This is a genomic window from Streptomyces sp. NPDC006140 (assembly GCF_040628815.1).
Taxonomy (GTDB): Bacteria; Actinomycetota; Actinomycetes; order Streptomycetales; family Streptomycetaceae; genus Streptomyces.
In genome coordinates this window covers 186,103-198,985 of the sequence record NZ_JBEXTS010000012.1, presented here as the reverse complement: position 1 = coordinate 198,985, position 12,883 = coordinate 186,103, and the positions used below count along the sequence as shown (strand labels likewise).

Sequence of the window (12,883 nt, the reverse complement as noted above, 5' to 3'; positions counted from 1 at the left end):
GAGGTCGGCAAGCCCGGCCGGTGAACTTCCGAGCCTATTGACTTGGGGGAGGAGACGGGAGGGGCACGGGTCGGCGCATCGCCGCACGCCCGTCGGCCAGGGGCTGTCCGGCAGGCTCTAACTACCCGAAGGCCCCTGGACGTACTCCGTCGGAATGACCGGTTCCCCGCGCGAGAGCTGCGTCGCCGACATCGGCAGGCCCGCGCGCGCCGCCGCGTGCCGGTCGCGCGCCGCGTCCAGCGGTTCGCGGGCCACGACCTCGCCGCCCTTGACCAGCTCCACCAGCAGCTGCCGGTCCGCGAGCCGCCCGGGCACCGGCCCGGTGCCGATCACCTCGGCCTCGGCGACCCCGTGCGCGTCCAGCCGCCGCGCGGCCCACTTGCGTCCGCCCACCGACGTCTTGCCGCCGCTGGACTTCTTCGCCACCGGCACCAGCGGCGCCTTCGGGTCGGCGGACTCGGCCCGGGCGACCAGCTTGTAGACCATCGAGGAGGTCGGGTGGCCGGAGCCGGTCACCAGCTGCGTGCCGACGCCGTAGGCGTCCACGGGCGCCGCCGCCAGCGAGGCGATCGCGTACTCGTCCAGGTCCGAGGTCACGATGATCTTCGTGTCCGTCGCGCCCAGCTCGTCCAGCTGCTGCCGCACCCGGTGCGCCACCAGCAGCAGGTCCCCGGAGTCGATCCGCACCGCTCCCAGCTCGGTCCCGGCGACGTCGACGGCCGTGCGGACCGCCTCGGCGACGTCGTAGGTGTCCACCAGCAGCGTGGTGCCCCGGCCCAGCGTGTTCACCTGGGCCTGGAAGGCGTCCCGCTCGCTGTCGTGCAGCAGGGTGAAGGCGTGCGCGGAGGTGCCGACGGTCGGGATGCCGTAGCGGAACCCTGCGGCCAGGTCGGAGGTGGTCGCGAAACCGCCGACGTACGCGGCCCGGGAGGCGGCCACCGCCGCCAGTTCGTGGGTGCGCCGGGCGCCCATCTCGATCAGCGGCCGGCCGCCCGCCGCCGCCGACATGCGCGAGGCCGCCGCGGCGATCGCGGAGTCGTGGTTGAGGATCGACAGGATCACGGTCTCCAGCAGCACGCACTCGGCGAAGGTGCCCTCGACGCGCATGATCGGCGAGCCCGGGAAGTACACCTCGCCCTCGGGGTAGCCCCAGATGTCCCCGCTGAACCGGTAGCCGGCGAGCCACTCCAGGGTCTGCTCGTCGACGATCTCCCGCTCGCGCAGGAAGCCGAGGACGCCCGCGTCGAAGCGGAAGTTCTCCACCGCGTCGAGCACGCGCCCGGTGCCCGCCACGACGCCGTAGCGGCGCCCGTCCGGCAGCCGCCGGGTGAAGACCTCGAACACGCTGCGCCGCTCGGCCGTGCCCGCCTTCAGGGCGCCTTGCAGCATGGTCAGCTCGTACTGGTCCGTGAAGAGCGCCGTCGAGGGAACATCCACCGGCAGCCCAAGGTCCGCTGTGTTCATGAGCGGGATCGTACCCCCATTTCGTCAGTTTGACGATTTGCATCAAGGTCCCCGGTTTCCAGGCCCGTTTGTGCGACTACCCCCCTCGGGTGGCAGCATGGGCAGTGTGACGTCACCCGCGCCCCTGGAGATCGAACGCACCGAGTCGGCGGAGGAGGTCTTCGCCGCACCCGAGCCGGACGTCCCCTGGGTCACCATCGTCCACAACGACCCGGTCAACCTCATGAGCTATGTGACGTACGTCTTCCAGACGTACTTCGGCTACTCCAAGGACAAGGCCACCAAGCTCATGCTCGACGTCCACCACAAGGGCCGGGCGGTCGTCTCCAGCGGCAGCCGCGAGGAGATGGAACGCGATGTGCAGGCCATGCACGGCTACGGCCTGTGGGCCACCCTCCAGCAGGACCGCAAGTAGCCAGCAGCCCGCCCAGCAGTGAAAAGGCGTTCATGCCCGGAACCTTCGAACCGCTTCCCGGCGGCGGCGCGGCCGTCGCCCTCGACGACGTCGAGATCTCCATCATCCGGTCGCTGGCCGTCCAGCTCCTGGAGCTCATCGGCCCCGGCCCCGCCGCGGACGCCCCCGACGACCCGCTCGCCGAGCTGTTCGCGGAGGGCCCGAGCGAGCCGCCCTCCGACCCGGTGCTCAAGCGGCTCTTCCCGGACGCCTACAGCGACCCCGAGCAGCCCTCCTCGCCCCGGGACGCCGAGGAGCAGCGCGCCTACTCCGCCGAGTTCCGCCGCTACACCGAGAACGACCTGCGGGCCGGCAAGCGGGACAACGCCCTCGCGGTGATCCGCTCCCTGGACGCGCTCGCCTCGGCCTCGGCCGGTGAGGGCGGAGCGGTGCTGAAGCTGTCGCCGGGGGAGTCCCAGCAGTGGCTCGGCGCCCTGAACGACCTGCGCCTCGCGATCGGCTCGCGCCTGGAGATCACCGAAGAGGAGGACACCGACCTCCTCTACCGGCTTCCGGACGAGGACCCGCGCAAGCCGATGGTGATGGCGTACCTGTGGCTGGGCGGCCTCCAGGAGACGCTGGTCGGAACGCTTATGCCCTGATCTGTGGGGATTCTGTGACCGGTGGGTGACCCTTCGGTGTTCGCTCAGAGGACACTCAAATCCGGATAACGATCCCGTCACCGCACCCGCCCTCTATGGCCTCTTCGGGTGCGCTTTGTCCGTATTCCCCTGTGTGGTGCGCCACATCGCGCCCCTGTGATCAGTATTGCGGCCGTGATAAATCTTCACGACCGCCCGGCGAGCACCACCCGAATGTTCGGCCGGGTGCGCCACCGAGCCGGCAACCGCCGGCCAGGCACGAGCGGGCTCCCGAGATCCGCTCAGCTCCATCAATCCGGGGGGATCGAGACCCGATCCGAGGCCGACGAGAGGCCCGGGTCGGCATGGAGAAAGGCGCACCACACATGACCTCTGCGCAGGTCGACACGGACAACGTGCCCGAAGAGGGGTACGAGCGCGGACTCGGCAGCCGCCAAGTCCAGATGATCGCGATCGGCGGCGCCATCGGCGTCGGCCTGTTCATGGGTGCCGGAGCGAACATCGCCAAGGCAGGCCCCAGCATCATCCTCATGTACGCCCTCGCGGGCGTCGTGATCTTCTTCATCATGCGGGCGCTGGGCGAACTGCTCCTCTACCGGCCCGTCTCCGGCTCCTTCGCCGAGTACGCCCGCGAGTTCCTCGGCCCGTTCTTCGGGTTCGTCACGGGCTGGACGTACTGGCTCATGTGGGTGGTCACCGGCATGGCCGAGCTCACGGCCGCCGCGATCTACATCCACTTCTGGTTCCCGGAGATCCCGCAGTGGGTCAGCGCCCTGGTGTTCCTGGTGGTGCTCTTCGGCGTCAACCTGATCTCCGTCAAGATCTTCGGCGAGGTCGAGTTCTGGTTCTCGATGATCAAGGTCACGGCCATCATCGGCATGATCGTCATCGGCCTCGGCGTGCTCACCCTCGGCTTCTCCGACGCCGGTGACACCGCCACCGTCTCCAACCTCTGGTCGCACGACGGCTTCTTCCCGAACGGCATCGGCTCCAGCCTGATGACCCTCCAGGGCGTCATGTTCGCCTACCTCGCCGTCGAACTCGTCGGCGTCACCGCGGGCGAGTCCGAGAACCCCGAGAAGACCCTGCCCAAGGCCATCAACACCCTGCCCTGGCGCATCATCGTCTTCTACGTCGGCGCCCTGCTGGTGATCCTCTCCGTCGTCAAGTGGACCGAGTTCTCCGCCGGTGAGAGCCCCTTCGTCCACGCCTTCGGCGAGATCGGCATCCCGCTCGCCGCGGGCATCGTCAACTTCGTGGTGCTCACCGCGGCCCTGTCGTCCTGCAACTCGGGCATGTACTCCACCGGCCGGATGCTGCGCGACCTGGCCGCCAACAGCGAGGCCCCGCAGGCGTTCGGCAAGCTCAACGCCCGCAAGACGCCCGCCGTCGGCATCACGGTCTCCGTGGCGCTCATGGGCATCGGCGTCGTGCTGAACTACGTCGTCCCGGAGAAGGCGTTCCTCTACGTCACCTCCGTCGCCACCGCGGCCGGCATCTGGACCTGGATGATGATCCTCGTCAGCCACATCCGCTACCGCGCCGCCGTCGACGCGGGCCGGCTGCGCGCCTCGTCCTTCCCCGCCCCCGGCGGAGCGCTCTTCAGTTGGGTCGCGCTCCTCTTCCTCGTCGGCGTGACCTGCATGATCGCGTACGACAAGGACGCGCGGATCTGCCTGTACGTCGCGGCCGGCTGGGCGGTCGCCCTCGGCATCGGCTGGGCGGTCCTCAAGAGCCGCAACCCGCAGATCGCCGAGCGCCGCGGCGACGCGGAGTTCGAGAAGGTCGGCTGACCAACCCCGCGGGACGCCCGCCGCAGGGAGTTCTCGTGGCACTCCCTGCGGCTGCCGCTCAGGGCGTCCGGCATGTGGGCCGTTCCGTACCAACCCTCGGTACGGAACGGCCCTTCTGCTTATCCTGACGAGCATGCTGACCATCACCCAGGCCCTCGTCGACCAGATCGTCGCCCATGCCCGCAAGGACCACCCCGACGAGGCATGCGGCGTCGTCGCGGGCCCGGCGGGCTCGGACCGCCCCGAGCGCTTCATCCCCATGCTGAACGCGGCCATGTCACCCACGTTCTACGAGTTCGACTCCGGCGACCTGCTCAGGCTCTACCGCGAGATGGACGACCGCGACGAGGAGCCGGTGGTCATCTACCACTCCCACACGGCGACCGAGGCCTACCCCTCGCGCACCGACATCTCCTACGCCAACGAGCCCGGCGCGCACTACGTCCTGGTCTCCACCGCCGACACCGACGGGGCCGGAGAGTTCCAGTTCCGCTCCTTCCGGATCGTCGAGGGCGAGGTCACGGAGGAGGAGGTCACCATCGTCGAGGCGTACTGAGCAGGCCCTGAACTCGGGAATCTCGACATGCGGATGAATGACGTCCGAAGTGTGGGATCACACTCCGGAGGCCCGGCCGGGAATCGATACGATGAGCCCATGGTTTTCCACGACGTGAGCGAAAAGACGCCGGGCGATCTGCTCGTGGCGCGGCTGCACGTCGACCTGTGCAGGCTCGCCAGCGCCATCTGTTGACGCAGCACCCTGCCGCCGTACGGCCGTGAGCCGCGGCGAAACGCTCCACCTGCGTACGACCACGCACGCCCGCGCCGCCGCGCGCCACCACCCGACGACACCTTCCGACAGGAGCCCTGAGCCATGGCCATCGAGGTCCGCATCCCGACCATCCTCCGCCAGTACACCGACGGCCAGAAGGCGGTGGAGGGCACCGGTGACACCCTCGCCGAGCTGTTCACCGACCTCGAGACCCGGCACGCGGGCATCCAGGCCCGCATCGTGGACGGCGACCAGCTGCGCCGCTTCGTCAACGTGTACCTGAACGACGAGGACGTCCGCTTCCTCGACGGCATCAACACCAAGCTGTCGGACGGCGACAACGTCACGATCCTGCCGGCCGTGGCCGGCGGCATGGTCTGATCACCCATGCGCTACGACTCACCCCTGGCCGCGGTCGGCAACACCCCCCTGGTGCGCCTGCCGCGGCTGTCGCCGTCCCCCGACGTCCGCATCTGGGCGAAGCTGGAGGACCGCAACCCCACCGGCTCGGTCAAGGACCGCCCCGCCCTGCACATGATCGAGCAGGCGGAGAAGGACGGCCGCCTCACCCCCGGCTGCACGATCCTGGAGCCCACCTCGGGCAACACCGGCATCTCCCTGGCCATGGCGGCGAAGCTCAAGGGCTACCGCATCGTGTGCGTGATGCCCGAGAACACCTCGCAGGAACGCCGTGACCTGCTGGCCATGTGGGGCGCCGAGATCATCTCCTCCCCGGCCGCGGGCGGCTCCAACACCGCCGTGCGCGTCGCCAAGGAACTCTCGGCCGAGTACCCGGACTGGGTGATGCTGTACCAGTACGGCAACCCGGACAACGCGGGCGCCCACTACGCGACCACGGGCCCCGAGATCCTCGCCGACCTGCCCTCCGTCACGCACTTCGTCGCGGGCCTCGGTACCACCGGCACGCTCATGGGCGTGGGCCGCTACCTGCGCGAGCACAAGCCCGACATCCAGATCGTCGCCGCCGAACCGCGCTACGACGACCTCGTCTACGGTCTGCGCAACCTCGACGAGGGCTTCGTGCCCGAGCTGTACGACGCGTCCGTGCTCACCACCCGCTTCTCGGTCGGCTCGGCCGACGCGGTCACCCGGACCCGCGAACTGCTCCAGCAGGAGGGCATCTTCGCCGGCGTCTCCACGGGCGCCGCGCTGCACGCCGCGATCGGCGTCGGCCGCAAGGCCGTGAAGGCCGGTGAGCCGGCCGACATCGTGTTCGTCGTCGCCGACGGCGGCTGGAAGTACCTGTCGACCGGCGTCTACACGGCGGCCACCACGGAGGAGGCCATCGAGACGCTCCAGGGCCAGCTCTGGGCGTAGCCCACGGCACGGACACACCGAGGGGCCGGAGTCGCGACTCCGGCCCCTTCGCCGTCCGGATCACCCGGCCAGGTACCGCACCTGGTCCCACAGCGCCGGATCCACCACCCCGACCCGCCGCCGGAAGCCCCACACCGGCACCTCGCGCAGCTCGTCCGTCTCCAGGAAGCTCGCGCGGCCCTGCGTGTCGCCGACCGAGCCCGGGGGGAGCGGGATGACGCCGGTGCGTGCGTCGCGGAAGCGGGTGGTGATCTTCGCGACGGTGGCCCGCTCCCCGCGCACCGCCAGGACCAGGCAGGGCCGGTCCTTCGTCCGGGCCTCGTCCTCGTAGGGGACGTCCGCCCACCAGATCTCCGCCGGCTGCGGCCGCCCGGTCCCCGGGCCGGCCGGTGCCGTCACCCCGGTCCGCCGCTCCCGCCACCGCCGCCCGCGCCCCCAGCCGTCGACGAGCGTGGCGACGAGCGCGAGCAGTACCACCGCGGCGAGCGCCAGCCACCAGGACGTGTCCATACTGAGACGTTACCGGCGCCATCGCTCCAGCGCGCCCCCCTCGCGAGGATCACCGCCGGCCCTGCCAGCCGAACCGGTGACAGCACAGGTGAGTTCGCCCACAACAGCCCTTGGCGGAGGAGCTACCGGAGGTTTTGCGCCTTACGCTCGACGAACCGCACGACCCCCGACGCCCCTCTCAGACATTCCCGCCAGCGGAGGTTTCTGCTTCATGAAGCTCACCGTCGTCGGCTGCTCGGGGTCGTTCCCGTCCGCGGAATCGGCCTGCTCGAGCTACCTCGTCGAGGCCGACGGCTTCCGGCTGCTTCTCGACATGGGCAACGGTGCCCTGGGCGAGCTGCAGCGCCACTGCGGTCTCTACGACCTCGACGCGATCTTCCTCAGCCACCTGCACGCCGACCACTGCATCGACATGTGCGCGTACTTCGTCGCGCGCTACTACCGCCACGACGGCGGCCGCTGCGACCCGCTCCCCGTCTACGGACCCGAGGGCACGGAACACCGGCTGACCACCGCCTACGCGGACACCCCCTCCGCCTCGTCCATGAGCGAGGTCTTCGACTTCCACACGGTCAAGCCGTCCACCTTCGAGATCGGCCCCTTCACGGTGCACACCGAGCGGGTGGCCCACCCCGTGGAGGCGTACGGCATCCGCGTCGAACACGACGGCAAGGTCCTCACGTACTCCGGCGACACCGGCGTGACCCCGGCCCTGGACGAACTCGCCAGGGACGCCGACCTGTTCCTGTGCGAGGCGGCGTTCACGCACGGCAAGGAAAACATCCCCGACCTGCACCTCAACGGCCGCGAGGCGGGACAGACGGCGGCCCGGGCCGGTGCCCGCCGCCTGGTCCTCACCCACATCCCGCCGTGGACCGACCCGCAGGTCAACCTCGTCGACGCCCGCGAGGTCTACGACGGTCCCGTGGAGCTCGCCGTACCCCGGCAGACGTACGAGATCTGAACGATCCACCCGCGCGAAGGCCCCGGAACCGAGCGGTTCCGGGGCCTTCGGCGGTCGGCGGACTACTTGGCCTCCGCCTTCTGCAGCTCGGCGAGTTCCTCGTCGGACTCCCGGCCGGGCGTCGGCAGGTTGAACTTGGTGATCGCGAAGCGGAAGACCACGTAGTAGACCGCCGCGAAGCACAGGCCGACCAGGGCCAGGCCCCACGGGTTGGTCGCGATGCCCAGGTTCAGGAAGAAGTCCACCGCGCCGGCCGAGAAGCCGAAGCCGTCCTTCATTCCGAGAGCCCAGGTCAGGGCCATGGAGACACCGGTGAGCACCGCGTGGATCGCGTACAGCACCGGGGCGATGAACATGAAGGTGAACTCGATCGGCTCGGTGACACCGGTGACGAACGACGTCAGCGCGAGGGAGAACATCATGCCGCCGACGACCTTGCGGCGCTCGGGCCGGGCGCAGTGCACGATCGCCAGGCAGGCGGCCGGCAGCGCGAACATCATGATCGGGAAGAAGCCGGTCATGAACTGCCCGGCGCTCGGGTCGCCCGCCAGGAACCGGGCGATGTCGCCGCTCTTGCCCTCGTAGGTGCCGGCCTGGAACCAGGGGAAGGAGTTCAGCAGGTGGTGCATGCCGATCGGGATCAGCGCGCGGTTGGCGACACCGAAGATGCCCGCGCCGACCGCGCCGGAGCCGACCAGCCACTCGCCGAAGTTGTGCAGGGCCGTGCCGAGGACCGGCCATATGTAACCGAAGACGATGCCGATGACCAGGCCCGCGAAGGCCGACAGGATCGGCACCAGGCGGCGGCCGCCGAAGAAGCCCGCCCAGTCGGGCAGCTTGGTGCGGTAGAACCGCTGGTAGAGCAGGGCGACGACGAGGCCCATCACCACACCGCCGAGCACCTTGGCGTCCACCGGCGCGTCCGTCATCACGATCTTGCCGTCGACGACCTTCGCCACCTGCGGCAGGCTCTTGTCGGTGAACGTCGCCAGCACGTTCTTGAAGACCAGGTAGCCCACCACGGCCGCCAGCGCGGTCGAGCCGTCCGACTTCTTGGCGAAGCCGATCGCGATGCCCACGGCGAACAGCAGCGCCATGTTGTCCAGGATCGCGTTGCCGCCGGCCGCCATGAAGCCCGCGATCTTGGTGATGAAGGCGGGGAACGACTCGCGCCCGAGCATGTCGGTGTTGCCGAGGCGGACCAGCAGGGCGGCGGCGGGCAGCACGGCGACGGGCAGCATGAGGCTGCGGCCGATGCGCTGCAGGACGGCCATCACGGCCGAGCCCTTGCCCGGGCTCGCGGGCGCGGCTGTATCAGTGGACATGTACTTCCTCCAGGGGGCGCGGCGCCGCCCAGGAAGAATGCGACGGGGGACGGCGGCGTCTCGAAGAATGGGGAACGCGGTCTCCACCGCGCGGCCTCCACCAGGGAGTGGTGTAGACCAGTTGTAGCACGGTAGGCCGAACGAGTGGAACCCGCCAATTCCGCCCGCCCCGACGATCACGCCTTGGCGCTGTCCTCGACGTCCTCCACGGGCTCCCGCCCCGGAGTCCTCAGGTCGAACCGCGTGAGTCGCCGTCGTTGGCGCCAGGCCGGGCGCGTGTGGGTGAACCATAAGTTCAACCCTTGAAACAGCTAGTTCCAGCGAGCGCGGAGGGGACTGACGGCGGCCTCGGTGCCGACGGGGTTGTCGGCACTCATTCCGGTCCCCTTTGTCGAGAGACTTTTGTCGAGAGGCGGGCTCGTGGTGTAGACCAGTCGAACGGATGGCCGCACGCTGACGTGACGCCATCCTTCGGCACGCACGACATGGCCGCTCGCAAAGACGGGCCAACTGTGGGTTACTGCGATAAAGCGGTTCGGATCAGGGAGAACGAACATGGCCACCAAGGCTGAGAAGATCGTTGCCGGGCTCGGCGGCATCGACAACATCGAAGAGGTCGAAGGCTGCATCACCCGCCTCCGCACCGAGGTCGTCGACCCCGCCAAGGTCGACGAGGCCGCCCTGAAGGCCGCCGGCGCCCACGGCGTCGTCAAGATGGGCACGGCCATCCAGGTCGTCATCGGCACCGACGCCGACCCCATCGCCGCGGAGATCGAAGACCTGATTTGAATGCTCCCCTCTCTGAAGAGGGGATTCCTGGCTCAGGCCGCCTCCTGGAGCAGCGCTCCAGGAGGTCTCACGCCCTCGACGCCAGCCGGGTTCAGACCAGCCCGGACGAGCATCACGCCGGCGGAGTTCTTGTCCCTGGGGGATACGGCTCCGCAGGCGGTGCATGTGTAGGTGCGTTCCGACAGAGGCAGTGCGTGCTTGGTTCTCGCTCCGCACTGCGCGCAGTCCATGGTGGTGTGTGCGGGATGCACCAGGCGCACGTCGCGCCGGTGTTTGCGGCCCATCTCGACCAGGGCGCGCTTCGTGGCGCCGATGGCGGCGTCCGCTGCCTTACGGGCCATCGGTGTCCGAGCGAGGAACTTCGGGCGGAAGTCCTCCACCGCGATGGCGTCGTGGTCGGTCACGACCTTCTTCGCCCACTTGCGTGCGGTGTCCTGCCGCTGCCGGGCGACCTTCTTGTACGCCTTGGCGCGCAGCTTCTTCGCCTGCCGGTAGCCCTTCGACGCCGGCTGCCCCGTGGCGGTTTTGCGGCGGGCCATCATCCGGTCGTACCGGGTGAGCTTCGCCCTGCACTTCCTTCCGTGTTCGGCGTGCGGGAGGTCGTGGGCGTCGGATGTGGTGGTGGCGGTCTCCTTCACCCCCCAGTCGATCCCGATCACGCGGCCGGTGGCGGGCAGTGGCTGGACTTCGGCGGGAACGACGAAGGAGGCGTACCAGTGACCGAGGCAGTCCCGGTACACGCGCACACTGGACGGCTCGGCGGGCAGTGCGCGGGACCACACCACTGTCAGGAGGATGTTCCCGGCCAAGTGCAGGCGCCCATCCTTGAGCCGGAAACCGCGCCGCGTGTAGTTGAGAGTGGGGTCGGCTTCGCGCTTTTTCCTGTACCTCGGCATACCGGCCCGCTGTCGCTGCGGAAGACGGTCCTTGATGTCCTTGAGCGCCTTTGCGCGGGACTTGCCGAAGTCACGAATGAGCTGCTGCTGCGGCACCGACGAGCCCTCGGCCAGCCACGGCGTCACGGCACGCGCCTCGGTCAGCATCCTGTCCAGCCGGGCGGGACCGCACGCCTCCCCCTCCTGGTGGGCCTTCCTGGAGCGGGCAACGCACTCATTCCAGATCCACCGGCAGCGGGCCCACTCCGCCAGTAGCGCCGCGCAGGCCGTCGACGACACGCGCAGCCGGTACGTGTACCGGGCATGGCTGCCCGCCACGGCCTCCCTCGCCTCCGCCACGACCTCCTCCTCCCGCGCGCCGCCAACTCGATCCGGCTAATGACTGCACGGTACGTGCGACATGCGCACACCCGTACCCTCGTCCCGGCACGGCCATCACAATCGGCGAGCATGGGAACAAGCGTTCGCTTCTTTGGTGATGTGCCGTGTCATCGGCACGGCATGTGATTCCTCTCAGACATGAGCGCCGGGTCCTCCGTCCCTCCCCACCACGGGAGGGGTCCCTTCCGCAGGTACGGATAGGCTCAGCGCCATGTCTCGAATCGACGGCCGCACCCCCCCGCAACTCCGCCCCATCACCATCGAGCGCGGCTGGAGCAAGCACGCCGAAGGATCCGTCCTCGTCTCCTTCGGCGACACCAAGGTCTTCTGCACCGCCTCCGTCACCGAAGGCGTCCCGCGCTGGCGCAAGGGCAGCGGCGAAGGCTGGGTCACCGCCGAGTACTCCATGCTGCCCCGCTCCACCAACACCCGCGGCGACCGCGAGTCCGTCAAGGGCCGCATCGGCGGCCGCACCCACGAGATCAGCCGCCTCATCGGCCGCTCCCTGCGCGCCGTCATCGACTACAAGGCCCTCGGCGAGAACACCGTCGTCCTCGACTGCGACGTCCTCCAGGCCGACGGCGGCACCCGCACGGCCGCCATCACCGGCGCCTACGTCGCCCTCGCCGACGCCGTCGCCTGGGCCCAGCGCAAGAAGCTCATCAAGGCCGGCCGCCAGCCCCTCACCGGCACCGTCTCCGCCGTCTCCGTCGGCATCGTCGGCGGCGTCCCCCTCCTCGACCTCTGCTACGAGGAGGACGTCAAGGCCGAGACCGACATGAACGTCGTCTGCACCGGCGACGGCCGCTTCGTCGAGATCCAGGGCACCGCCGAAGCCGAACCCTTCGCCCGCGAGGAACTCAACGCCCTCCTCGACCTCGCCGTCGCCGGCTGCACGGAACTCGCCGCCCACCAGCGCACGGCGCTTGATACCGTCCTCGAAAAGTAAAGGGCGCGCCAAGACAGGTGCTCGGCACGGGCAACCGCGCCGAGCACACTCGCGTCTGAAGGAGTACGGGCGCACGGCTCATCCCTGTGCGCTCGGCCAGCCACACGGGCCGCCCGGCCCGACCGACGAGAGGGACCGTTCCATGGCCGCGAGCCGCCGCCGACGCCGCACCGCAGCCGTCGCCGCCACCCTGGCGGCCGTCGCGCTGACCGCCGGACTCACGACCGGCTGCGCCGCCGTCGACAAGGCGCTGGACTGCGTCCAGACCGCCGACGCCATCGCCGACAGCGTCACGGAGCTCCAGCAGGCCGTGGACAACGCCGCGAACGACCCGACGCAGCTCGACGAGTCCCTCGACTCCATCGACAAGAACCTCGGCGAGATCGGCGACAAGACGGACAACGCGGACGTCAACAAGGCCGTGGACGACCTCAACGCGGCGGTGGACAACGTCCGCACGGCCATCAAGAACGGCGACGAGACGCCCGACATCAGTCCGGTGACGGACGCGGCGGGCGAACTGACGAAGGTCTGCACGCCGTAGCGCTGCGCTGGCTGGGCCGGGCTTCTCGTGTGCCGGGTTTCCGCGCGTGGACGGGTGCGGGTCCACGGGGGCTGGTCGCGCGGTTCCCCGCGCCCCTTACGG

The 12,883-nt window shown here is 69.6% G+C and carries 15 protein-coding genes; 11 read left to right on the top strand and 4 right to left on the bottom strand.

The annotated features are described in order from the left end of the window. Positions 1 to 117 precede the first annotated feature (117 nt). Positions 118 to 1,464 carry a nicotinate phosphoribosyltransferase gene (locus ABZ386_RS28930; RefSeq protein ID WP_351341991.1) on the bottom strand — a complete coding sequence of 449 codons (1,347 nt, stop codon included), beginning with the start codon at positions 1,462 to 1,464 and terminating at the stop codon, positions 118 to 120. Between the two features lie 97 nt (positions 1,465 to 1,561). Between ABZ386_RS28930 and clpS the strand changes: the two genes are divergently transcribed. From clpS to ABZ386_RS28895, 7 genes are all read left to right on the top strand, one after another. After that, positions 1,562 to 1,879, top strand: coding sequence for an ATP-dependent Clp protease adapter ClpS (clpS, locus tag ABZ386_RS28925; RefSeq protein WP_356501083.1), 318 nt, complete (start codon positions 1,562 to 1,564; stop codon positions 1,877 to 1,879). Between the two features lie 32 nt (positions 1,880 to 1,911). Further along, complete coding sequence (locus ABZ386_RS28920; RefSeq protein WP_351341989.1) at positions 1,912 to 2,520, top strand: DUF2017 domain-containing protein; 609 nt, start codon at positions 1,912 to 1,914, stop codon at positions 2,518 to 2,520. Positions 2,521 to 2,885: 365 nt separating this feature from the next. After that, positions 2,886 to 4,313 (top strand): amino acid permease, encoded by a 1,428-nt coding sequence (locus ABZ386_RS28915; protein ID WP_351341987.1) that lies wholly within the window; start codon positions 2,886 to 2,888, stop codon positions 4,311 to 4,313. A gap of 133 nt (positions 4,314 to 4,446) precedes the next feature. Then, positions 4,447 to 4,869, top strand: a complete 423-nt coding sequence (locus ABZ386_RS28910) for a M67 family metallopeptidase (protein ID WP_114253083.1) — start codon at positions 4,447 to 4,449, stop codon at positions 4,867 to 4,869. A gap of 99 nt (positions 4,870 to 4,968) precedes the next feature. Further along, positions 4,969 to 5,064 carry a putative leader peptide gene (locus ABZ386_RS28905; protein ID WP_311688247.1) on the top strand — a complete coding sequence of 32 codons (96 nt, stop codon included), beginning with the start codon at positions 4,969 to 4,971 and terminating at the stop codon, positions 5,062 to 5,064. Between the two features lie 123 nt (positions 5,065 to 5,187). Then, positions 5,188 to 5,466 carry a MoaD/ThiS family protein gene (locus ABZ386_RS28900; RefSeq protein WP_031113213.1) on the top strand — a complete coding sequence of 93 codons (279 nt, stop codon included), beginning with the start codon at positions 5,188 to 5,190 and terminating at the stop codon, positions 5,464 to 5,466. Positions 5,467 to 5,472: 6 nt separating this feature from the next. Further along, entirely contained in the window at positions 5,473 to 6,423 is a 951-nt protein-coding gene (locus tag ABZ386_RS28895; RefSeq protein WP_358966489.1) for a cysteine synthase, read from the top strand. A gap of 60 nt (positions 6,424 to 6,483) precedes the next feature. Here ABZ386_RS28895 and ABZ386_RS28890 read toward each other — a convergent pair whose 3' ends face one another. Next, positions 6,484 to 6,933 carry a type II toxin-antitoxin system PemK/MazF family toxin gene (locus ABZ386_RS28890; RefSeq protein ID WP_355715917.1) on the bottom strand — a complete coding sequence of 150 codons (450 nt, stop codon included), beginning with the start codon at positions 6,931 to 6,933 and terminating at the stop codon, positions 6,484 to 6,486. 211 nt (positions 6,934 to 7,144) lie between these two features. On the opposite strand from ABZ386_RS28890, the gene ABZ386_RS28885 reads away from it, so the two are divergent. Next, a complete protein-coding gene (locus tag ABZ386_RS28885) occupies positions 7,145 to 7,897 on the top strand; it encodes an MBL fold metallo-hydrolase (RefSeq protein WP_114253075.1) in 753 nt (250 codons plus the stop codon). Between the two features lie 62 nt (positions 7,898 to 7,959). Here ABZ386_RS28885 and ABZ386_RS28880 read toward each other — a convergent pair whose 3' ends face one another. Continuing rightward, positions 7,960 to 9,222, bottom strand: a complete 1,263-nt coding sequence (locus ABZ386_RS28880; protein ID WP_351341965.1) for a PTS transporter subunit EIIC — start codon at positions 9,220 to 9,222, stop codon at positions 7,960 to 7,962. A 555-nt stretch (positions 9,223 to 9,777) separates the two neighbouring features. On the opposite strand from ABZ386_RS28880, the gene ABZ386_RS28875 reads away from it, so the two are divergent. Next, positions 9,778 to 10,011: a PTS glucose/sucrose transporter subunit IIB gene (locus tag ABZ386_RS28875; protein ID WP_351341963.1), complete on the top strand. Its 234-nt coding sequence runs from the start codon at positions 9,778 to 9,780 to the stop codon at positions 10,009 to 10,011. A gap of 32 nt (positions 10,012 to 10,043) precedes the next feature. On the opposite strand, the gene ABZ386_RS28870 is transcribed toward ABZ386_RS28875, so the two are convergent. Next, entirely contained in the window at positions 10,044 to 11,246 is a 1,203-nt protein-coding gene (locus tag ABZ386_RS28870; protein WP_358966486.1) for a transposase, read from the bottom strand. A gap of 253 nt (positions 11,247 to 11,499) precedes the next feature. On the opposite strand from ABZ386_RS28870, the gene rph reads away from it, so the two are divergent. Further along, positions 11,500 to 12,237 (top strand): ribonuclease PH, encoded by a 738-nt coding sequence (rph, locus tag ABZ386_RS28865; RefSeq protein WP_358966484.1) that lies wholly within the window; start codon positions 11,500 to 11,502, stop codon positions 12,235 to 12,237. Between the two features lie 142 nt (positions 12,238 to 12,379). Then, positions 12,380 to 12,781: a hypothetical protein gene (locus tag ABZ386_RS28860; protein ID WP_351341957.1), complete on the top strand. Its 402-nt coding sequence runs from the start codon at positions 12,380 to 12,382 to the stop codon at positions 12,779 to 12,781. The last annotated feature ends 102 nt before the right edge of the window (positions 12,782 to 12,883 follow it).

Bases quoted from the DNA above. Each gene is read 5' to 3' on its own strand.
- ABZ386_RS28930 (WP_351341991.1), bottom strand. From the start codon at position 1,464: ATGAACACAGCGGACCTTGGGCTGCCGGTGGATGTTCCCTCGACGGCG.
- clpS (WP_356501083.1), top strand. From the start codon at position 1,562: ATGGGCAGTGTGACGTCACCCGCGCCCCTGGAGATCGAACGCACCGAG.
- ABZ386_RS28920 (WP_351341989.1), top strand. From the start codon at position 1,912: ATGCCCGGAACCTTCGAACCGCTTCCCGGCGGCGGCGCGGCCGTCGCC.
- ABZ386_RS28915 (WP_351341987.1), top strand. From the start codon at position 2,886: ATGACCTCTGCGCAGGTCGACACGGACAACGTGCCCGAAGAGGGGTAC.
- ABZ386_RS28910 (WP_114253083.1), top strand. From the start codon at position 4,447: ATGCTGACCATCACCCAGGCCCTCGTCGACCAGATCGTCGCCCATGCC.
- ABZ386_RS28905 (WP_311688247.1), top strand. From the start codon at position 4,969: ATGGTTTTCCACGACGTGAGCGAAAAGACGCCGGGCGATCTGCTCGTG.
- ABZ386_RS28900 (WP_031113213.1), top strand. From the start codon at position 5,188: ATGGCCATCGAGGTCCGCATCCCGACCATCCTCCGCCAGTACACCGAC.
- ABZ386_RS28895 (WP_358966489.1), top strand. From the start codon at position 5,473: ATGCGCTACGACTCACCCCTGGCCGCGGTCGGCAACACCCCCCTGGTG.
- ABZ386_RS28890 (WP_355715917.1), bottom strand. From the start codon at position 6,933: ATGGACACGTCCTGGTGGCTGGCGCTCGCCGCGGTGGTACTGCTCGCG.
- ABZ386_RS28885 (WP_114253075.1), top strand. From the start codon at position 7,145: ATGAAGCTCACCGTCGTCGGCTGCTCGGGGTCGTTCCCGTCCGCGGAA.
- ABZ386_RS28880 (WP_351341965.1), bottom strand. From the start codon at position 9,222: ATGTCCACTGATACAGCCGCGCCCGCGAGCCCGGGCAAGGGCTCGGCC.
- ABZ386_RS28875 (WP_351341963.1), top strand. From the start codon at position 9,778: ATGGCCACCAAGGCTGAGAAGATCGTTGCCGGGCTCGGCGGCATCGAC.
- rph (WP_358966484.1), top strand. From the start codon at position 11,500: ATGTCTCGAATCGACGGCCGCACCCCCCCGCAACTCCGCCCCATCACC.
- ABZ386_RS28860 (WP_351341957.1), top strand. From the start codon at position 12,380: ATGGCCGCGAGCCGCCGCCGACGCCGCACCGCAGCCGTCGCCGCCACC.